Genomic DNA, 18,778 nt, shown 5'->3' with positions numbered 1-18,778 from the left:
CGCCATGACCACCGAGCTCGCCGCCCGCTACGCGAGGGCCGAGGCCCTGCTGCCGCACCACCTGAAGGAGCTGGTCCACACCCCGCGGGTGACGCCGAACTGGATCGACGGCACCGAGACGTTCTGGTACCGGACCAGGACGGCCACGGGCGTGCGGTTCGTGGTCGTCGACGCCGAGGCGGGGACGACGCGGCCGGCGTTCGACCACGAGCGGCTGGCCCGCGCGCTCGGCGACGTCCTGGGCGAGGAGTTCGACCCGGCCGCCCTGCCGTTCTTCTCCATGGATCTGCTGCACGACGGCGTGGTGCGCGTGGTCGTCGGGGAGCGGCGGATCGAGGTCGCCCTCGACACGTACGCGGCGACCGTCCTCGGACCGGCCCATCCGGCCGAGACGCCGTCGCCGGACGGGCGCTGGGCCGTGGGGATACGCGACCACGACCTCTATCTGCGCGACACCGCCACGGACGACGTGCGGCGGCTCACCACCGACGGCGTCGAGGCGTACGACTACGCGACGATGACCGACTCCAGCGCCGCCCTGGTGATGCAGCAGAACCTCGGCTTCACCATGCCTCCGCTGGTGGTCTGGTCGCCGGACTCCACCCGGTTCGTCACGCACCGGCTCGACCAGCGCTGCGTCGGGCTCATGCACCTGCTGCGCTCCGCCCCGCCGGGCGGCGGGCGGCCGCAGCCGCTGGCCTATCGCTACGCCGTCGTGGGCGACGAGAACGTCCCCACGACTCGGTTCATCGTGTTCGAGGCCGCGACGGGCGCCGTGACGCCGGCGAGGTGCGAGCCGATCCTGGCCCCGCTCGTCCCCGCCATCGCCTACGACCAGCTGTGGTGGAGCGCCGACGGCGCGACCGTCTACTTCCTCTCCAGCGACCGTGGCGACCACACCGTCCGCCTGCACGAGCTCGACCCCGGGACCGGTGCGGTCACCGTCCTCGTCGAGGAGACCAGCACGTCGCACCTTCTGTACGGCCCGCAGCAGCAGGACACCAACATCCGGGTCCTGTCCACGGGTGAGGTGCTGTGGTGGTCGCAGCGCAGCGGGTACGGCCACCTCTACCGGTACGGCCGCGACGGCTCCGTCACGACCCTGACCTCCGGTGACTGGTCGGTGCGCCACGTCGTGTCGATCGACGAGGACGCCCGCCGGGTCGTGTTCACCGGCGCCGGGCGCGAGCCGGACTCGGACCCGTACCTGCAGGAGCTGTACTCGGTGTCGCTCGACGGCGGCGAGATCACCGCGGTCACGTCCGACGGCCTCGACCACGATTGCGCCGCGTCGCCGTCGGGACGGTTCTTCGTCGACAACGCCTCGCGGTACGACGTGGAGACCGTGTCGGTGCTGCGCGACCGCTCCGGCGCCGTCGTGCTGGAGCTGGAGCGGGCAGACGCGTCCGCCCTCTACGCGGCCGGCTGGACGCCGCCGGAGCGGGCGGTGGTGAAGGCGGCCGACGGCGTCACCGACCTCTATTGCGCGATCTACCGTCCACACGACTTCGACCCGTCGGCCAGGTACCCCGTGGTCGAGGAGATCTACCCCGGTCCGCAGATCTCCACGGCGCCGCTGCGCTTCCCGTTGTCCGGCGGCGTCCTGACGGGAGAGCGCAACGCCGCGGGCTTCGCCGCGCTCGGCTTCGTCGTCGTGGCGGTCGACGGCCGAGGGTCCGCGCTGCGCGGCCAGGCGTTCCAGGACGCCGCGCGGCTCGGCGACGACGGCTACGTCCACGACCACGTCGCGGCGATCCAGCAACTCGCCCGGACCCGTCCGTGGATGGACCTGGACCGGGTGGGCATCTTCGGGCACTCGGCCGGCGGCTACGCCTCGACCAGGTGCATGCTCCGGGCGCCGGAGTTCTACCAGGTCGCGGTGTCCTCGGCCGGGAACCACGACAACCGGCTCAACCACGCCTGGTGGGGCGAGAAGTTCTTCGGCCTCGAGGACGACTTCGACTTCGCCGGCCAGGCCAACGAGACCCATGCCGGGCAGCTGGCCGGCAAGCTGCTGCTGGTGCACGGCGAGATGGACGACAACGCCACGCCGCACGGCACGATGCGGCTGGTCGACGCCCTGATCAAGGCGAACAAGGACTTCGACCTGCTGATCGTCCCCAACGCCGACCACCGCCTGATGATCGGCACCGCGTACTGGCTGCGGCGCCGCTGGGACTTCTTCGTCCAGCACCTGATGGGCGCGGCGCCGCCCACGTACCGGATCGCCGACATCCCCGCCGACCCCGAGCTGCTCGCTTCGTACGGAGGCTGAACGTCATGACGGAACTCGGCTCGATCGCGCGCCTCGCCGACGACTACCTGGAGATCACCAGCTCCGCCAACCCGTTCACCGCCTCCGTCTTCGGCGTCCCCGGGTACGACGACCGGGTCCCCGACCTCGGCGAGGCGGCCGAGCTGGCCGCCGGCGAGCGGCTGCTGGACCTGGCGGCGCGAGCCGAGGCGATCCCCGCCGACGGGCTCGTCGGCGACGACCGTGTGACGCGGGACGTGCTGATCCACTCGGCCCGCTCGGAGGCGGCTCCGCTGGTCGACCGGCACCTCGAGTTCACCGTCTCCGGGCATGCCGGACCCGTGGCGGGCGTCCTGGCCACCCTGGCGTACACCAGCCTGCCCACCCCGCGGAGCGAACGCGACTACCTGAGCCGGATGACGGGCATCCGGGGGTATGTCGACGGCATCACCGTGCGCGCGTCGGCCGGTGTGGCGTCAGGGCGCGTCCCCACCCGCCGCGGCGTCGAGCAGACGATCGAGCGCGTGCGCGCCTACCTCGCCACGCCCGCCGACGCCGACCTGATGGTGGCGCCCGCCGCGGGCACCGGCGTCGAGGACGACGTCCGCGCCCTCGTCACCGACAGCATCCGCCCGGCGTTCGCGGCGCTGCTGGAGACGCTGTCGGGCCCGGTGCTGGCGGCGGCCCGCCCGGACGCGCGCAGCGGGCTGCTGCATCTGCCGGACGGCGGCGAGATGTACGCGCGCGCCGTCGCGGCACACACCACGACGTCGCGGACGCCGGATGAGCTGCACCGCCTCGGGCTGGACCTGTGCGCGCAGCTGCGCGAGGAGTTCTCCGAGCTGGGGGAGAAGGTGTTCGGCAGCAGCGACTTCGACGCGATCGTCGACAAGCTGCGAAACGACCCGGCCCTGCGCTACACGTCGGCCGAGGACATCGTCGCCGATGCGCGGGCGGCGGTGGCCCGGGCCGAGGCGGCGCTGCCGGACTGGTTCGGCCGTGTCCCGTCGGCGGACTGTGTGGTCGAGCCGATGAACGCGGTGGTCGCGCCCGCGGCGGTGATCGGGGAGTACATGCCGCCGGCCGAGGGGCGGCCAGGCCAGTACAACGTCAACACGTACCAGCCGCGGACCCGAACCCGGTTCGAGTACGAGACGCTGTCGTTCCACGAGGGCGTGCCCGGCCACCACCTGCAGTTCGCCGCCGCCCAGGAACTCACCCGGCTGCCGGCGTTCCGCCGCTACCTCTACATCGCCGCCTTCGGCGAGGGGTGGGGCCTCTACGCCGAGCGGCTGGCCGACGAGATGGGGCTGTACTCGGACGACCTCTTCCGCTTCGGCATGCTGTCGTGCGATGCGTGGCGGGCCTGCCGCCTGGTCGTCGACACCGGCCTGCACCACCACGGCTGGACGCGGCAGCAGGCGATCGACTTCATGCTCGCCAACAGCGCCGTCTCGCCGCCGAACGTCGTCAACGAGGTGGACCGGTACATCGCCTGGCCCGGCCAGGCACTGGCCTACATGACCGGCCGGCTGGAGATCGACGCGCTGCGCCGGTCCGCCCGCGAGCGCCTCGGCGGCCGCTTCGACATCCGCGCCTTTCACGACGCGGTCCTGGGCAACGGCGCCGTCCCGCTGGCCGTCCTGTCCACCGAGGTCCACCGCTGGATCGGCGATCAGGCGTCTCGCCCGGGCAGCTGATCGACCGTCATGTGGTGCGATAGTTAGGTCAATTGTCGTGCTAGCCTGATGTGTTCAACGACGGGCTGTCGACCGCTGGGCCGGGAGTTGGGCATGGCGACTCTGATCATCGGATCGACCACGTTGGTCACCGACCTGGTGATGGCGTTCGAACACGGCGACCCCGACTACGTCCGGCTGGTGACCGAGGACGGGCCTGGTCGTGACGACGGGATCGTGTACGAAAGTCACCCCGAGCCGGCCGCGTTGGTGACGATGTTCCGGAGCCATGCCGTCGACGTCGTGATCAACGCTGCCGACCCCTATGCAGCGGACGTGTCCGCCGCGGTGACGGCTGCCTGCGAGGTTGCCGGGCTACCACTTCTCCGGGCGGTGCCACCGCCGTTCGACGGCGTCGCGGGATCTGAGCGGTGGAACTGGGTCGCCTCGTTCGATGCCGCCGAGCGCGAGGCGTCGAGATACCCGGGCGACGTCATGCTCGCGCTGGAACCGCTGCGGCTCGCGGAGCGGCTGGGCGACCTGGGCGGGCGATCGGCCCTCAGCCACCGCAGACGCACCTCCATGGACCCTCGGATTCCGGGCTGGGTGCGCGAGCCGGACGCCACTCGATACGGGCTTCGAGGGGCGATCTCCGTGCTGGCCGCCGGGAACGTGCGGCTGCTGGTCGCGGCCGACTCCGGTGACACCGGTGTGCGGAGCTTCCTGGAGGCCGCCGACCAGCTCGGCATCGAGGTGGTCATGGTCCGGCGACCGGAGCCGGCGAGCGACCAGCGGCGCAACGGGCCGTCGGAGCCCGTGGTGACGGACGCGTTGTCCGCTCTGGCCTGGCTCAGCGACGTACGACGGCACTCGGCTCACCGTGGTCGCTGAGTCCTGACCTCGGCAGTCTGTCCGCCGAACCTCACCGGCACCACCGCCCTCCTCCGGGGACGCGGTCCTCTCGCCCCACCCGCTCCGGCCGCCCGTCTGCTGTCAGCAGAGCGGCGCCGGAGTGGGTGCGGTCCGGGCCGTAGGCTGCTGCGGTGGGTGAGCGGCAGCCGCTGGGGCGGGCGTTGAGCAACGTCGTGGCGGCGAACGTCAGCTCGAGTCTGGGCGACGGCATCGCGAAGGTCGCGGCGCCTCTGCTGGCGGCGCGGCTGACCGGCGACCCGCTGCTCGTCTCCGGTATCGCGGCGGTCGCGATGCTGCCGTGGCTGCTGTTCGCGATCCCGGCCGGCATCGTGCTGGACCGCGTCGACCGGCGACGCGCGATGACCTTCGCCAACGGCGCGCGGACGCTCCTCGCGGTTCTGCTGCTCGTGCTGTTCGCCACGGACGCGCTGACGATCTGGTGGCTCTACGTCGTCGTGTTCGTCTACGGGGTGTTCGAGACGGTCTACGACGGAGCGTTGCGGGCGGTGCTGCCCTCGATCGTCGCCAAGCCGGACCTGCCGCGGGCGAACTCGCGGGTCGAGGCCGGTGAGATCGTCGTCGAGCGGTTCCTGTCCGGCCCGCTGACCTCGGCGCTGTTCGCGGTGTCGGTGGTAGTGCCGCTCGGCATCAACGCCCTGACGTACGCGGTCGCCGGCGTCCTGGCGGTCTTCCTCCCGGTCGCGGCGGCCGGTACGCACCGCGGCGACCCGGGTGAGCCGCACGTCGTCTGGTATCGGCAGTTCGCCGTCGGATTCCGCTATCTCATGGGCCACCCGATGCTGCGGAAACTGTGGATGATCAGTGTGGTGGTCGGCCTGTTCTTCTCGGCCGCCACGGCGACGCTGGTGCTCTATGTGCTGAACCGGCTCGGGTTGCCGGAGGCGTGGTACGGCGCGTTCATCCTGGCCGGCGCCGTCGGCTCGCTCGGTGCCGCCGCGCTGGCCAACCGGCTGAAGGAGCGGTACCGGGCCGGGCCGGTGATGGCGGTCGCGCAGACTGTGTCGCTGCTGGCGCTGGTCCTGATGGGTGCGGTCCCGGTGCTCGGCGTGGTCGCGTTCGGCTATCTCGTCTCCGCCGGCGGCACGACGATGTGGAACATCCTGGTCATGTCGCTGCGCCAGGCCGCGATCCCGAGCCGCCTGCTGGGCCGGGTCCACGGCACCTGGCGCACGCTGCTGTGGGGCACCATGCCGCTGGGGTCGTTGCTGGGCGGGGTTCTGGGCCGGATCGACCTGCGGGCCCCGTTCCTGATCGCGGGCGGTGCCGCGGCGCTGGTCACGCTCGCGTCGTTCCGCTTCCTGGCCGGTCTGCCCAACCCAGAGGACCTCGACGACGCCGACGACATCAGCCCACCGTGAGTGGAGAGCCGGGGTGTGACGCAGCCGGACGTCGTGAGCCGGGGCGGCCGGTCATCCGCGCAGCGGGGCGTGGGCGAACTCGGCGATGCCGGGCGCGAAGGGGACTTCGGCCCGGAACCCGAGGACCTCGGCCGCGCGGGCGGGGGAGGCGACGACGTGGCGGACGTCGCCGAGGCGGTACTCGCCGGTGACGACCGGGCGCGGTGCGCCGGGACCGAACGCGAAACATAGGGCGGTGGCCATGTCGAGGATGGTGTGCGGCTCGCCGCTCGCGACGTTCAGCGCGCCGCTCCACGCGGAGCCGAGGGCCCGGACGTTGGCGCGGGCGACGTCCCGGACGTGGACGAAGTCGCGCAGCTGGCCGCCGTCCTCGAAGACGCGGGGTGCGGCACCGCGCGCCAGCGAGCTGCGGAAGAGGCTGGCGACGCCGGCGTACGGGGTGTCGCGGGGCATGCGCGGCCCGTACACGTTGTGGTAGCGCAGTGCGCAGACGGCGGCGCCGGTCTCGCGGCCGTACGCGAAGGCCAGGTGCTCGGTGTGCAGCTTCGTCGCGGCGTAGACGTTGCGCGGATCGGGTGGCGCGTCCTCGTCGACGTGCTCCCAGGACAGCGGGGCGCCGCAGCGCGGGCAGGGCGGCTCGAACCGGCCGGCGCCGAGCTCGGCGACGGAGCGCGGGCCGGGCGCGACGCCGCCGTGCGTGGCGCAGCGGTACCGGCCCTCGCCGTAGACGACCATCGACGACGCGACGACGAGGCGCCCGGCGAACCGGCGCCGCCACAGGGCCCGCAGGAGCACGGCCGTGCCGAGGTCGTTGTCGCAGACGTAGTCGGCGATGTCGCCGAGGTCGACCCCCAGCCCGACCCGGGCGGCCTGGTGACAGACGGCGTCGACGTCGTGCACCGCCAGCGCGACGGCGTCGGGGTCGCGCAGGTCGGCGACCCGCAGGTCGACGCCGTCCGGCAGGTCCGGGGGTGCGGCGTGCGCGACCAGCGAGTCGAGCACGACGACGTCCGCGCCGGCCGCGCACAGCTGCTCGACGACGTGCCCGCCGATGAACCCGGCGCCGCCGGTGACCAGCACCTTCATCCGTCTCCCTCCGACCTCACCACGGTGAGCGCAGCGCGCCCTGCAGGACGACGGCGACGGCGACCTGCACGATCAACCACCGCCGCGACGGCGCCAGCGCGGCGCCGGCCAGCAGGACGAGCGGCATGAACGGCTGCCAGATCCGCTCGGTCTCCGCCGACGACAGCCCGGACAGGTCCGCGACCAGCACCGCTGCCAGCCCCGACCCGACCACCAGCCAGGCTCGCCGGTCGCGCAGCCGGGCCAGCCCGGCGGCCGTCGCCGGGCCGGTCGCCAGCGCGAACACGGCCAGGTTGGCCAGCAGGAAGTACGCGTACGGCCGGTCGGCGCCGACGCCCGCGTGGTACTGGACCCGGGTGGCGGCCAGCCCATCGAGCCACCAGAACCCCCAGAGCAGCGGCAGCGCCACCACGACGGCCCCCGCCCCGGCCGCCGCGGCCAGCACCGCGGGTCGGCGCCGCCACAGCGCGACCGCCGCGATCGGCAGTGCGAGCAGCGCGACCCCGTAGGCGAACAGCAGGGCCAGCCCGAACACCGCGCCGCCGGCCGCCGCCCAGCGGGCCGGCCCGGACCGGCCGGTCGCGAGCACGACCAGCGCCACACCGGTCAGCGCCAGCCCGCCGAAGACCACGTCCGCGTTGGTGTGCCAGACCGCGGCCGGCGCCAGCACGACGAACGGCGCGGCCGCCCGGGCGAACCGCTGCGACACCACGTCGCGCGCGATCACCAGGACCGCCACCGCCGCCGCGGCCACGCCGACCATGGCCAGCGCGGACTCCCACCCGGCGCCGGCCGGCCCGAGCCGGGCCGACGCCCACAGCGTCAGCACCAGCCCCGGCGGGTGCGCCTGCAGGTGCACGGGGACGGCGTCCTGGTGCTCGACGTAGGTGCGCAGGAACGCCGCCGGGCCGCCGCGCTCGTCGACCAGGCCGGCGTGCCGTCCGTACGCCTGCCCGATGTCGGCGAACCCGTCCGAGCCATCGGCGGCGGCCAGCGCAAGCGACCACGCCACCGCCGTCACCGCGAACGCGGCCAGCAGCCGCCGCCAGGGCCACCGCGCCGCGAGTGCGGGCAGCACCAGCACCGCGGCCGCGCCGACGGCGACCGGCGCCGCCAGCCGCCAGGCCGGGACGAGGTCCCAGCGCCCGTACAGCGGCATCGCACCCAGGTGCAGGTCGCCGGCCGGCAGCGTCAGGCCCCAGGCCCACGCGACGGCCAGCAGCAGCACCCATCCGGCCAGCGCGAATGGGGTCGCTCGCACGCTCACACCGGGAGCCGGACCGTGTGAGGGGGCGAACGGGACGGCCCGGACCCTCACGCCGGCAGCCGGATGGTGAACCGGCAGCCGCGGTCGTGGTTGGCGACCTCGACGGAGCCGGCGTGCGCCTCGACCAGGCCGCGGGCGATGGCCAGCCCGAGACCGCCGCCGCCGGCGTCGCGGCCGCGGGCGGTGTCGCCGCGGAAGGCGACGTCGAACACCCGGTCCAGGTCGGGCTCGGGGATGCCGCCGCACTCGTCGATGACCTGCAGCACGGCGCCACCGTCGTCGCGGCCGGAGCGCACCACGACCCGGCCGCCGGCGGGGGTGTGCCGGATGGCGTTGTCGAGCAGATTGTTCAGGGCACGTGTGAACTCGCGGGCCGACACCTCGGTGACGGGCAGCTCGTCGAGCTCCTCGACCAGCCGCACGCTCCTGACGGAGGCGTGCGAGGCCGCGCCGGCCAGCGACTCGGCGACGGCGTCGCCGATCGACACCAGCTCCGGCCCGAGCCGCACGGCGCCGCTGTTGATCCGCGACAGCTCGAACAGGTCGTCGACCAGGACGGTGAGCCGCTCGGCGTCGCCGCGGATCTGCCGGTGATAGCGATGGACGGTGGCGGCGTCGTCGGCCACCTCGTCGTCGAGCGCCTCGGCCATCGCGCGAATGGTGGCGAGCGGGCTGCGCAGGTCGTGTGACACCCAGGCGATCAGCTCACGCCGCGACGCCTCCAGCGCCCGCTCGCGGCGGCGGGACTCGTCCAGCCGGGTGGACACGTCGGCGAGCTCGGCCGCGAGCGTCGCCAGCTCGCCGGGCCCGGTGACCGCCGCCGGACCGTCGCCGCCGTCGACCATCGTGCGGGCCAGATGCCCGACCTGCCTCGTCCCGGCGCCGATGTCGTCGCCGAGCTGCAGCGCCGCGCCCACCGCCATGGCCGTCGCCGCCGCGACCACGATGAACAGCGCCACGAGGTCGTGCGTCGAGATGAACATCGCCAGCGCCGCGGCCACCACCCCGGCCACCGTCATGAGCAGCGCCGACACCGCGACGACGAGCACTTGGGCGCGTACCGGCCGGCCGCGGAAGCGGCGCAGGACCGTGGCTCCGGCGACGAACGCCACGCCGGAGCCGAGCGCCGTCACCGCCACCAGGATCGCCAGGTCGCGGGCGGGGATGCCGGCGGAGACCGCGATTACGCCGGCCACGACGAGGCCGGTCGCCAGCACCGAGACGGTCGTGGCCTGCCGGGTCATGGCTCGAACCGGTAGCCGACACCGCGGACGGTGAGCAGGTGCCGCGGCGCGGACGCGTCGTCCTCGATCTTCTCCCGCAGCCGCCGCAGGTGCACTGTCACCGTCGAGGTGTCGCCGAAGCGCCAGCCCCACACGGCCTCGAGCAGTTCCTCGCGCCGGTAGGCGCGGCCCGGATGCGTCATGAAGTGCACGAGCAGATCGAACTCCTTCGTCGTGAGGGCCACCAGCTGCCCGTCGCGCCGCACCTGGTGCGCGACCAGGTCGACCTCGCAGCCGGCTCCAGTCAGCCGCCGGGGCGCGGCCGAGGGTGTGACGCTGCCGGCGGCCGCTCGGCGCAGCACCGCCTTGACCCTGGCGGACAGCTCGCGGGGCGAGAACGGCTTGGTGACGTAGTCGTCGGCGCCGATCTCCAGGCCGGCGATGCGGTCGTTCTCCTCGCCGAGCGCGGTCAGCATGACCACCGGGATGGGCGCGACGCGGCGCAGCCGCCGGCAGAGCTCGAGGCCGTCGAGGCCGGGCAGCATCAGATCGAGCACGATGAGATCGGGCAGGGTCTCCAGCGCCTTCGCCAGACCGGCCGTGCCGTCGGCGGCGTAGTCGACCTCGAAGCCGTCGCGGCGCAGGTACCGCCCGACCACCTCGGACAGCGCCGGGTCGTCGTCCACCACCAGCACGCGCTGGGCCGGTCCGGGATCCATGGGGTCCACCATGCCACCGCCTGCGACCGCTTCGCCCCAGGTCGGGCGGGTACGGTGGCAGAGTTTCGCGGCTTGTAAGAATCATGACGGCCGGCCGACCCTACGGTCGTCAGCGTGAAGCGGACGCATGTGCTCGTGGTGGCGAAGGAGCCGGTCGCAGGCCGGGTGAAGACCCGGCTCTGCCCGCCGCTGGACCTTGTCGCGGCCGCACGCGTCGCCGAGGCGGCCCTCGCCGACACGCTCGACGCCGTCGCGCGGTGCGGCGCCGGACGGCGCATCCTCGTGCTCGACGGCCGGCCCGGTCCGTGGCTGCCGGCCGGTTTCGAGGTGGTCCCGCAGGTGCGCGGGCCGCTCGGGACCCGGCTCGCGGCGGCGTGGAGCCACGCCGGGGGACCGGGGGTGCAGATCGGCATGGACACCCCGCAGCTGACGCCGTCGCTGCTCGATCACGCGCTCGGCCTGGTGGCCGGCGGTGACGCGCGGACGGCGGCGCTCGGCGCGGCCGAGGACGGCGGCTGGTGGGCCCTGGGCCTGAACCGCTGGCGGCGCGGCGTCTTCGACGGCGTGCCGATGAGCACCGCGCGGACCGCTGCGCGCCAGCGCGACCGGCTGCTCGCGCTGGGCCTGGCGGTGACGGAGCTGCCGGTGCTGCGCGACGTCGACACCGCGGCCGACGCGCTCGCGGTGGCCGCCGCCGCGCCGGAGACACGGACCGCGGGCGTCGTCCGCTCGGTGCTGACGGGGGCCGCGTGAGACCGCTGCGCGCGGTGGCCACGGCGCGGGACGAGGCGCTGCGGCAGCCGGTCCACGACGCGCGGACCGCCGCGATTCTCGGCATCGTGCTCGGCAGCTGTGTCCTGATCTGCTTCCTCACCGGGCTCTACTCGCACCTGCAGCAGCACCCGGTGGGCTGGCTGCCGATCCCGCCGCGACCGGCGTCGCTGTACCGGGCCACGCAGGGCCTGCACGTGGCGACGGGATTCGCGACGGTGCCGCTGCTGCTGGCGAAGCTGTGGTCGGTGTACCCGCGGCTGTTCAGCTGGCCGCCGGTGACCGGCGTCGCGCACGGGCTCGAGCGGCTCATGCTGGTGCCGCTGACCTTCGGCGCCGTGTTCATGCTGTTCTCCGGGGTCGCCAACGTGTCGCGCTGGTACCCGTGGGGGTTCTACTTCCCGGCCGCGCACTACTGGGTCGCGTGGATCACCGTCGGCGCGCTGGTCGCGCACGTGGGCGCGAAGGCCGCGGTCGCGCGGGCGGCGCTGGCCCGGCCCGGCCACCCGGTCGCGGCAGCGGCGCCGGGCACCCTCGGGCGGCGCGGCTTCCTGGGCGCGGTGGCGGTCGCCGCGGGCGTCGTCACCGTCACCACGGCCGGTCAGACGCTGCCCGCGTTCCGGCCGCTGACGCTGTTCGCGCAACGCCGTCCCGACATCGGCCCGCAGGGCGTGCCGGTCAACCGCAGCGCCGTCCAGGCCGGCGTCGTCGACGCCGCGTCGGACCCGGCCTACCGGTTGCGGATCACCGGTGCCGTCGCCTTGCCGGTGGAGCTCACCACGGGGGAGCTCGACCGCCTCGCGCGTCGCGAGGCCGAACTGCCGATCGCCTGTGTCGAGGGCTGGAGCGTGTCGGCCCGGTGGCGGGGCGTCCCGATCACCGAGTTGCTGGCCGTCGCCGGGGTCGACCCGGACGACGACGTCACCGTGCGGGCGGAGTCGCTGCAGGCCAGTGGCCGGTACCGGGCGTCGGAGCTGAACCACCCGCAGGTGCGCGACGCCGACACCATGCTGGCCGTGGCGCTGAACGGCGAGCGGCTCGATCTCGACCACGGCTACCCGTGCCGGCTCATCGCGCCCAACCGGGCCGGCGTCCTGCAGACGAAGTGGGTGCGCGCACTGGTGGTGATCCGCGCATGACCGCGCCGGAGCGCGCGCCGTCGGGCCCGTTCTTCTGGACCTGCCTGGCCGCCGGCGCGGCGATCGCCGGCTACGGCCTGGCCGGCGCGTGGGCCGACCGCGCGGACACCCGCCCGGCCGAGTTGGCCGGGTGGCTGGCCGGGTCCGGTCTGCTGCACGACGCGCTGCTGGCTCCGGTCGTGGTGGCCGCCGCGCTGGCCACCCGGTGGGTGCCGGACCCGGCGCGGCTGCCGGTCCGGCTCGGATTCGCGCTGAGTGCGCTGCTGACGCTGCTGTTCTGGCCCGTGGTGCGGGGATGGGGCCGGTCGCCGTCAGTGCCCAGCGCGCTGCCGCTGGACTACGGCCGCAACCTCGTGATCGTCCTGGCGCTCATCTGGACGGCCGTCGCGACGGCCGTCGTCGTGCGCGTCGTCCGGGGGAGAACCAGATGACGGTGCTGATGCGCGGCCGCGACGGGTGGACGCAACCGCTGGCCGTCGCCGCGTGGACGGCGTCGGCGACGCCGGCGGAGCGGACACTGCTGGCGTCCCTGCGCGGCCCGGTCCTGGACCTGGGCTGCGGGCCGGGCCGGCTGGTGGTGGCGTTGGGGGAGCTCGGCATCCCGGCGCTCGGCGTCGACGCGTCGGCACACGCCGTCGACCAGGCCCGGGCCCGTGGTGCCACGGCGTTGCGCCACTCGGTGTTCGACGCGCTGCCCGGCGAGGGCCGCTGGCACAGCGTGCTGCTGCTCGACGGCAACGTCGGCATCGGCGGCGCGCCGGTGGACCTGCTGCGGCGGGTCGCGCGGCTGCTGTCCGGCGACGGGCGGGCGGTCGTCGAGGCCGCGCCGCCGGGCGCCGGCTCGTGGACGGGCGAGGCGCGACTGGAACGTGACGACGAGATCAGCGGCTGGTTCCCGTGGGCGCGGGTGGCGGCCGACGACCTCGCCCGGGTCGCCGCGGCGGCCGGGCTGCGGCTGGCCGGCTGGCACGTCACGGCCGGACGGTGGTTCGCCCGGCTGGGCCGGGTGGTGGCGTGATCGACGTCGTGCTGCCGGTGCTCGACGAGGCCGCCGCCATCCCGTGGGTGCTCGGCCGGATGCCCGCGGGCTACCGGCCGATCGTCGTCGACAACGGGTCGGCCGACGGGTCGGCGGCGGTGGCCGTCGCGCACGGCGGGACGGTCGTCCACGAGCCGCGGCGCGGGTTCGGCGCCGCGTGCTTCGCGGGCCTGACCGCGGCGACCGCGGACGTCGTGTGCTTCATGGACTGCGACGCCTCGCTCGACCCGCGCGACCTGCCGCTGGTGGCCGATCCCGTCGCCGAGGGGGAGGCGGACCTGGTGCTCGGCGCCCGTCGGGGCCGGGCGATGCCGCCGCACGTCCGCGTGGCCAACCGCTACCTCGCCGGCCGGGTGCGGGCCTACGCCGGTGTGCGCCTCACCGACCTCGGCCCGATGCGGGCGGCCCGGCGCGAGGCGCTGCTCGGCCTGGGACTCGCCGACCGGCGGTCGGGCTGGCCCTTGGAGATGGTGCTGCGGGCCGGGTGGGCCGGTTGGCGGGTCGCCGAGCACGCGGTGCCGTACTACCCGCGCACTGGCAGGAGCAAGGTCACCGGCACCGTCGGCGGGACGGTGCGCGCGGTGCTGGACATGCGGCGGCGTCTCACCGACGCCCGCCGCCAGTTGCGTGAGGAGCTGTGATGACACCAGAGATCGGGATCTTCGGCGGATCCGGGTTCTCCACCTTCCTGGACGGCGCCGAGACGGTGCCGGTGGAGACGGCGTGGGGGCCGCCGTCCGCGCCGGTGACGGTGGCCGAGATCGGCGGCGTTGGCGTGGCGTTCCTGCCCCGGCACGGAACGCGCCACGAGCTGCCGCCGCACCGGGTGAACTACCGCGCCAACGTCGACGCGATGCGGCGGCTCGGCGTGCACACGCTGGTGGCGCCGTTCGCGGCCGGATCGTTGCGCCCCGAGATCAGGCCCGGCGACTTCGTCGTCGTCGACCAGCTCGTCGACCGCACCTGGGGCCGGGCCGACACCTTCCACGACCACTTCGACGACGGCCCACGGCACGTGTCGCTGGCCGACCCGTACACCCCGCGGGTCCGCAGCGTCCTGCTGGACGCCGGGCGTGCGGCCGGGGCGACCCTGCACGACGGCGGCACGGTGGTGGTGATCAACGGCCCGCGCTTCTCCACGCGCGCCGAGTCCGCCTGGCACCGCCGCGCCGGCTGGCACGTCGTCAACATGACGCAGTACCCGGAGGCGGCGCTGGCCCGCGAGGCCGGACTCGACTTCGGCGGCATCGCGCTCGTCACCGACCACGACGCGGGGCTCGACGGCGAGCCGGGGGCGCCGCCGGTGAGCCAGGAGGCGGTGTTCGAGGTGGTCCGCACCAACGTCGAGCGGGTCCGCTCGCTGCTGCTGGCCGCCGTGGCCGACCTGGCGGTGCGCTGATGGGCGCCCGCGCCGGCCTGCTCGCCGTCGCCGTCCTGCTGGCCGGGTGCGGGGCGGCGGAGGACGAGACCGAAGCGGCGCTGTCGTCGCCTCCGGTGACCGCGTCGCCGTCGGCGAGCCCGTCGCCGTCGCCGGCGCCGACCCCGTCGCCGACCCCGGCGGTCGTCGTGCCGGAGGAGCTGGACTTCACCGCTGCGACGGTCGGCGGCGGCACGTTCGACGGCGCGAGCCTGGCCGGCCGTCCCGCCGTGCTGTGGTTCTGGGCGCCGTGGTGCCCGGTGTGCCGGCGCGAGGCGCCGCTCATCGCCGAGCTCGCGGCACGGTACGAGGGGGAGGTCGCGTTCGTCGGGGTGGCCGGGCTGTCCGGCGACCTCGCCGCCATGGAAGCCTTCATCGCCGACGGCGGCGTCGACGCCATCGCGCACATCGACGACCGCGACGGCGACGTCTACAGCCGGTTCGGGGTCACGCAGCAATACGACCTCGGTCTGGTGTCCGCCGACGGCGAGATCGAGGTGATCCGCGGGCCGCTGGACGAGGACGAGATCGTGGCGGCCGTCGAGTCGCTGGCGGCGAGCTGACCGTGGACGGGGTGCCGATCGAATTCGCCCTGCTGCTGGGCTCGGTGGCGGCGCTGAACCCGTGTGGCTTCGCACTGCTGCCCACGTACCTGACGCTGCTGGTGGCCCGCGGCGGGCCGCCCGGCCCGGCTGCCGCGCTGCGCCGGGCCGGTGTGGCGACCGCCGCGATGACGGCCGGGTTCGTCGCCGTGTTCGGAGCATTCGGACTGGTCGTGGTGCCGGCGGCGATGTCGGTCGACCGGTTCCTGCCGTGGGCGACGGTCGTGATCGGCGTGGCGCTGATCGGGCTCGGCGGCCGGCTCGTCGCGGGCCGGGAGCTCACGCTGCGGGCGCCACGACTGGGCGCCGCGCCCTCGTCGTCGGCATGGTCCATGGCCGGGTACGGGGTGGCCTACGCGATCGCCAGCCTGTCCTGCACCGTCGCGCCGTTCCTCGCGATGGCCACGTCCACGTTCACGTCGTCGGGCATCGCGGGCGGGCTGGCCGCCTTCGTCGGCTACGGCGTCGGGATGGGGCTGGTGGTCGGGCTCCTGGCCGTGGCCGTGGCCCTGGGCGGCGACGCCCTCGTGCGGCGGGCCCGCCGGCTGCTGCCCCACGTGTCGCGGGCGAGTGGGGTCCTGCTCGTGGCCGCCGGGGGATACGTCGCCTACTACGGGGTCTACGAGTTGCGGGTGCGTGCGGGCGGCGACCCCGCCGACCCCGTCATCGACACCGCGCTGGAGCTTCAGGGCCGGCTCAGCGGCCTGGTCACCGACGCCGGACCGGCCCGGCTCGTCGTCGTGGCCGCCGTCGTCGTCGCCGCCGGCCTCGTGCTGGTGCTGGTCCGGCGCCACCGTGGCCGGGGGCGCCCCATGCGATCCGCGCGTGAGCTCCGCGCCGCAGTGGGTACCAGGCGGGCGTACGCAGCGTCGTCCAGGAGGGGAGTGGCCGGGGTGGCCGGTATCGAGCTTCGCAGCCCCGATTTCAGCGACCACGCGCCGATTCCGGGCCGCCACGGGCACGACGAGGAGAACGTCTCGCCGTCGCTGGAATGGATCGGAGTCCCGGTGGAGGCAGTCGAGCTGTTGCTGCTGTGCGAGGATCCGGACGCGCCGGGCGGGTCGTTCCTGCACTGGCTGGTGACCGGGATCGATGCGCACAGCGGCGGTGTGCCGGAGCACGGGACGCCGCCGCTGGGCCGCGAGTGGCGCAACGGCTTCGGTGAGCTCGGGTGGGGCGGGCCGGCGCCGCCGCCGGGCGACGACGCGCACCACTACGTCTTCCGGCTGTATGCGCTGTCCGAGCCGGTCGAGCTGCCGGAGGATCCCAGCGTCCAGGACGCGTACCGCGCGGCGGATGCGGCGATGCTCGCGCGCGGCACGCTGGTCGGGCTCTTCCAGCGGTGAGACAGGCACCTGCCGCAGCGCATGGCGGGCTCAGTAACCCCCTCCGCCGTCGCCGCCGATCGCCATCGCCAGTGCGACGAGGGCGATGACGGCTACCACCGCGACGACCCAGAGGATCGTGCGTTGGGTCTGCGTCGCCATGCTTGTCACCTCCCGAGGTGTCTGGTGAACCACTCGCCGGCCAGTCGTGCGACCTCGTCGAGCGCACCTGGCTCCTCGAACAGGTGGCTCGCGCCGGGCACGACCTCCAACTCGCTGACGCCGGGCAGCCGCCGTCGCGCCTCCTGGTTGAGGCCGAGGACGGATTCGTCGCGGCCGCCGACGATCAACAGTGTCGGGGCGATGACCCTCGCCAGCGCGTCGCCGGCGAGATCCGGGCGCCCGCCGCGGGAGACGACGGCGCCCACGCGGCCGTCGGCTGCCGCGGCCGCGACCAGGGCGGCCGCCGCGCCGGTGCTGGCGCCGAAGTAGCCGAGCGGGAGATCGGCCGTGGCCGGCTCCTCCGCCAGCCAGCGGCTGGCCAGCTCCAGCCGCCCGGCCAGCAGCTGGATGTCGAACCGGTGCCGCCCGGTGGCGGCGTCCTCTGCTTCCTCCTCCGGGGTGAGCAGGTCCATCAGCATGGTCGCCAGCCCGCGCCGCTGGAGTGACCGAGCCACGTCGCGGTTGCGCGGGCTGTGCCGGCCGCTGCCACTGCCGTGCGCGAAGAGCACGACGCCGCGGGCCCGGCCGGGCACGCTGAGGTCGCCATGGATGGCGCCGGCCTGCAGGACGGCGAGAGTGACGGGCCGCTCGGTCGGCGCGGCGTCGGTGGTGGAGCGTGAGGAGGCGAGCAGCTCGGCGACCTCGTCATCCGTCGTCTGGCCGAAGTCGTCGTAGTACGCGCCGATGGCGCGCAGATCGGCGGGGGCGGCCAGACACACGACCTCGTCCGCGTCGGCGGCCAGCCGCTCGGCGGCGCGGGGAGAGCAGACAGGCGCGGCGAGGAGCAGCCGGCGCGGGTGGAAGCCGCGCAGCGACCGCAGGGCGGCCGCGGCCGTGACGCCGGTCGCCAGGCCGTCGTCGACCAGGACCACGTCGCGTGCCTCCAGGTCCGGCAGCGGCGACGAGCCACGGTACCGCCCGACCCGCCGAGCCAGCTCAGCCCGCTCGTCCCGGACCAGCGCGTCGAGCTCGCCCGGGCCTAGTCCGACGCGGCCGGCCGCGCCCGACACCACGACCTCCTCGCTGCCCTCCGCGATCGCGGCGATGCCGAACTCCGGATGCGACGGGATGCCGACCTTCCGGGCCACGAACACCGCCAACGGAGCGTCCAACGCGGCCGCGACCTGAGCGGCCACCGGCACGCCGCCGCGTGGGAGCGCGAGCACGATCGGGTCGTGGAAGGTCGCTGAACTCAGGCGCTCGCCGAGACGGCGACCAGCATCCTCGCGATCGCGGAAGATCGTCTGCGGGCCGTCGACGCTCATGTGCTGCCCGTACCCGCGCACCGGCCGCTCGACACTCGGGCCGTTTGTGCGCACCGGCATGGGGTACGCGACATCACGGGAGTGTGTCCCGCACGCTGGGCATCGGACGATCGAGAAGGGTGGCCGGCGATGAATCGGATCAAGCGTTTGAACGTCGATGTCGTCGTCTACGAGCAGGACGACGAGTTGCTCACGAGGGCCGAGGCACGGCTCGAGTCGCCCAGGGGGACGTTCTTGACCGGCTCCGGGACGGCGCGGCGGAATCCGGCCGATCCCGCCGTCCCGAAGATCGGCGACGAACTGGCGATGGCTCGTGCGTTCTCCGATCTCGCCCACCAGGTCCTCGAGGTCGCGGCCACGGACATCGAACAGGTCACCCATCAACCCGTCCAGTTCCACGGCGACGAACGGCGGACCGGGACGACGGTGTGAGCCGTCACCGAACAGGGCGCGGCTGACACCGGCCACTAGGGTCCGGT

General features: G+C 74.4%; 18 protein-coding genes. 13 read left to right on the top strand and 5 right to left on the bottom strand.

What is annotated here, in order from left to right; genetic code table 11:
- Positions 1-4 precede the first annotated feature (4 nt).
- The 4 genes from BLU82_RS14495 (at position 5) to BLU82_RS14480 (ending at position 6,224) form a co-directional block, all read left to right on the top strand.
- A complete protein-coding gene (locus tag BLU82_RS14495) occupies positions 5-2,275 on the top strand; it encodes a DPP IV N-terminal domain-containing protein (RefSeq protein ID WP_157740957.1) in 2,271 nt (756 codons plus the stop codon).
- A gap of 5 nt (positions 2,276-2,280) precedes the next feature.
- Entirely contained in the window at positions 2,281-3,954 is a 1,674-nt protein-coding gene (locus BLU82_RS14490) for a DUF885 family protein (RefSeq protein ID WP_092621550.1), read from the top strand.
- A 93-nt stretch (positions 3,955-4,047) separates the two neighbouring features.
- Positions 4,048-4,824: a precorrin-6A/cobalt-precorrin-6A reductase gene (locus tag BLU82_RS14485; protein WP_157740955.1), complete on the top strand. Its 777-nt coding sequence runs from the start codon at positions 4,048-4,050 to the stop codon at positions 4,822-4,824.
- Between the two features lie 152 nt (positions 4,825-4,976).
- Positions 4,977-6,224, top strand: a complete 1,248-nt coding sequence (locus BLU82_RS14480; RefSeq protein WP_092621544.1) for an MFS transporter — start codon at positions 4,977-4,979, stop codon at positions 6,222-6,224.
- A gap of 51 nt (positions 6,225-6,275) precedes the next feature.
- Here BLU82_RS14480 and BLU82_RS14475 read toward each other — a convergent pair whose 3' ends face one another.
- From BLU82_RS14475 to BLU82_RS14460, 4 genes are read right to left on the bottom strand one after another with little or no spacing between them, the layout of a single operon-like run.
- A complete protein-coding gene (locus BLU82_RS14475) occupies positions 6,276-7,310 on the bottom strand; it encodes an NAD(P)-dependent oxidoreductase (protein ID WP_092621541.1) in 1,035 nt (344 codons plus the stop codon).
- A gap of 16 nt (positions 7,311-7,326) precedes the next feature.
- Positions 7,327-8,571, bottom strand: coding sequence for a hypothetical protein (locus BLU82_RS14470; protein ID WP_157740953.1), 1,245 nt, complete (start codon positions 8,569-8,571; stop codon positions 7,327-7,329).
- A gap of 53 nt (positions 8,572-8,624) precedes the next feature.
- Complete coding sequence (locus BLU82_RS14465; RefSeq protein WP_092621535.1) at positions 8,625-9,821, bottom strand: sensor histidine kinase KdpD; 1,197 nt, start codon at positions 9,819-9,821, stop codon at positions 8,625-8,627.
- A complete protein-coding gene (locus BLU82_RS14460; RefSeq protein WP_092621532.1) occupies positions 9,818-10,519 on the bottom strand; it encodes a response regulator transcription factor in 702 nt (233 codons plus the stop codon). Before BLU82_RS14460 ends, BLU82_RS14465 begins: the two co-directional genes overlap by 4 nt.
- A 114-nt stretch (positions 10,520-10,633) precedes the next feature.
- Here BLU82_RS14460 and BLU82_RS14455 point away from each other — a divergent pair, with 114 nt between their 5' ends.
- From BLU82_RS14455 to BLU82_RS35125, 8 genes are read left to right on the top strand one after another with little or no spacing between them, the layout of a single operon-like run.
- Entirely contained in the window at positions 10,634-11,272 is a 639-nt protein-coding gene (locus BLU82_RS14455; RefSeq protein WP_092621529.1) for a DUF2064 domain-containing protein, read from the top strand.
- Positions 11,269-12,429, top strand: a complete 1,161-nt coding sequence (locus BLU82_RS14450; RefSeq protein ID WP_197682950.1) for a molybdopterin-dependent oxidoreductase — start codon at positions 11,269-11,271, stop codon at positions 12,427-12,429. The genes BLU82_RS14455 and BLU82_RS14450 overlap by 4 nt, the downstream gene beginning before the upstream one ends.
- A complete protein-coding gene (locus BLU82_RS14445; RefSeq protein WP_092621526.1) occupies positions 12,426-12,860 on the top strand; it encodes a hypothetical protein in 435 nt (144 codons plus the stop codon). The genes BLU82_RS14450 and BLU82_RS14445 overlap by 4 nt, the downstream gene beginning before the upstream one ends.
- The gene (locus tag BLU82_RS14440) at positions 12,857-13,447 is read left to right on the top strand and encodes a class I SAM-dependent methyltransferase (protein ID WP_157740949.1); all 591 of its coding nucleotides are present in this window, start codon (positions 12,857-12,859) and stop codon (positions 13,445-13,447) included. The genes BLU82_RS14445 and BLU82_RS14440 overlap by 4 nt, the downstream gene beginning before the upstream one ends.
- Positions 13,447-14,109: a glycosyltransferase family 2 protein gene (locus BLU82_RS14435; protein WP_092625839.1), complete on the top strand. Its 663-nt coding sequence runs from the start codon at positions 13,447-13,449 to the stop codon at positions 14,107-14,109. The genes BLU82_RS14440 and BLU82_RS14435 overlap by 1 nt, the downstream gene beginning before the upstream one ends.
- On the top strand, positions 14,109-14,867 hold the full coding sequence (locus BLU82_RS14430) for an MTAP family purine nucleoside phosphorylase (RefSeq protein ID WP_092621520.1): 759 nt from the start codon (positions 14,109-14,111) through the stop codon (positions 14,865-14,867). Before BLU82_RS14435 ends, BLU82_RS14430 begins: the two co-directional genes overlap by 1 nt.
- The gene (locus BLU82_RS14425) at positions 14,867-15,448 is read left to right on the top strand and encodes a redoxin family protein (RefSeq protein ID WP_092621517.1); all 582 of its coding nucleotides are present in this window, start codon (positions 14,867-14,869) and stop codon (positions 15,446-15,448) included. The genes BLU82_RS14430 and BLU82_RS14425 overlap by 1 nt, the downstream gene beginning before the upstream one ends.
- A gap of 11 nt (positions 15,449-15,459) precedes the next feature.
- The gene (locus tag BLU82_RS35125; RefSeq protein WP_197682949.1) at positions 15,460-16,833 is read left to right on the top strand and encodes a YbhB/YbcL family Raf kinase inhibitor-like protein; all 1,374 of its coding nucleotides are present in this window, start codon (positions 15,460-15,462) and stop codon (positions 16,831-16,833) included.
- A 146-nt stretch (positions 16,834-16,979) separates the two neighbouring features.
- Here the strand turns inward: BLU82_RS35125 and BLU82_RS14415 are convergent, their stop codons facing one another.
- Positions 16,980-18,299, bottom strand: coding sequence for a phosphoribosyltransferase family protein (locus tag BLU82_RS14415; RefSeq protein ID WP_092625837.1), 1,320 nt, complete (start codon positions 18,297-18,299; stop codon positions 16,980-16,982).
- Between the two features lie 129 nt (positions 18,300-18,428).
- On the opposite strand from BLU82_RS14415, the gene BLU82_RS14410 reads away from it, so the two are divergent.
- Entirely contained in the window at positions 18,429-18,731 is a 303-nt protein-coding gene (locus BLU82_RS14410; protein ID WP_092621511.1) for a DUF1876 domain-containing protein, read from the top strand.
- The last annotated feature ends 47 nt before the right edge of the window (positions 18,732-18,778 follow it).

The sequence above is a fragment of the Jiangella sp. DSM 45060 genome, from assembly GCF_900105175.1.
In the GTDB taxonomy this organism is placed as follows: domain Bacteria; phylum Actinomycetota; class Actinomycetes; order Jiangellales; family Jiangellaceae; genus Jiangella.
Note: the sequence above shows the minus strand (reverse complement) of the source record. Positions and strands in the feature narration are given on the sequence as shown.

Excerpts from the sequence above, each read along its gene's own strand:
- BLU82_RS14495 (WP_157740957.1), top strand. The coding sequence starts at position 5 with ATGACCACCGAGCTCGCCGCCCGCTACGCGAGGGCCGAGGCCCTGCTG.
- BLU82_RS14490 (WP_092621550.1), top strand. The coding sequence starts at position 2,281 with ATGACGGAACTCGGCTCGATCGCGCGCCTCGCCGACGACTACCTGGAG.
- BLU82_RS14485 (WP_157740955.1), top strand. The coding sequence starts at position 4,048 with ATGGCGACTCTGATCATCGGATCGACCACGTTGGTCACCGACCTGGTG.
- BLU82_RS14475 (WP_092621541.1), bottom strand. The coding sequence starts at position 7,310 with ATGAAGGTGCTGGTCACCGGCGGCGCCGGGTTCATCGGCGGGCACGTC.
- BLU82_RS14465 (WP_092621535.1), bottom strand. The coding sequence starts at position 9,821 with ATGACCCGGCAGGCCACGACCGTCTCGGTGCTGGCGACCGGCCTCGTC.
- BLU82_RS14460 (WP_092621532.1), bottom strand. The coding sequence starts at position 10,519 with ATGGATCCCGGACCGGCCCAGCGCGTGCTGGTGGTGGACGACGACCCG.
- BLU82_RS14445 (WP_092621526.1), top strand. The coding sequence starts at position 12,426 with ATGACCGCGCCGGAGCGCGCGCCGTCGGGCCCGTTCTTCTGGACCTGC.
- BLU82_RS14440 (WP_157740949.1), top strand. The coding sequence starts at position 12,857 with ATGACGGTGCTGATGCGCGGCCGCGACGGGTGGACGCAACCGCTGGCC.
- BLU82_RS14430 (WP_092621520.1), top strand. The coding sequence starts at position 14,109 with ATGACACCAGAGATCGGGATCTTCGGCGGATCCGGGTTCTCCACCTTC.
- BLU82_RS14425 (WP_092621517.1), top strand. The coding sequence starts at position 14,867 with ATGGGCGCCCGCGCCGGCCTGCTCGCCGTCGCCGTCCTGCTGGCCGGG.
- BLU82_RS14415 (WP_092625837.1), bottom strand. The coding sequence starts at position 18,299 with ATGAGCGTCGACGGCCCGCAGACGATCTTCCGCGATCGCGAGGATGCT.
- BLU82_RS14410 (WP_092621511.1), top strand. The coding sequence starts at position 18,429 with ATGAATCGGATCAAGCGTTTGAACGTCGATGTCGTCGTCTACGAGCAG.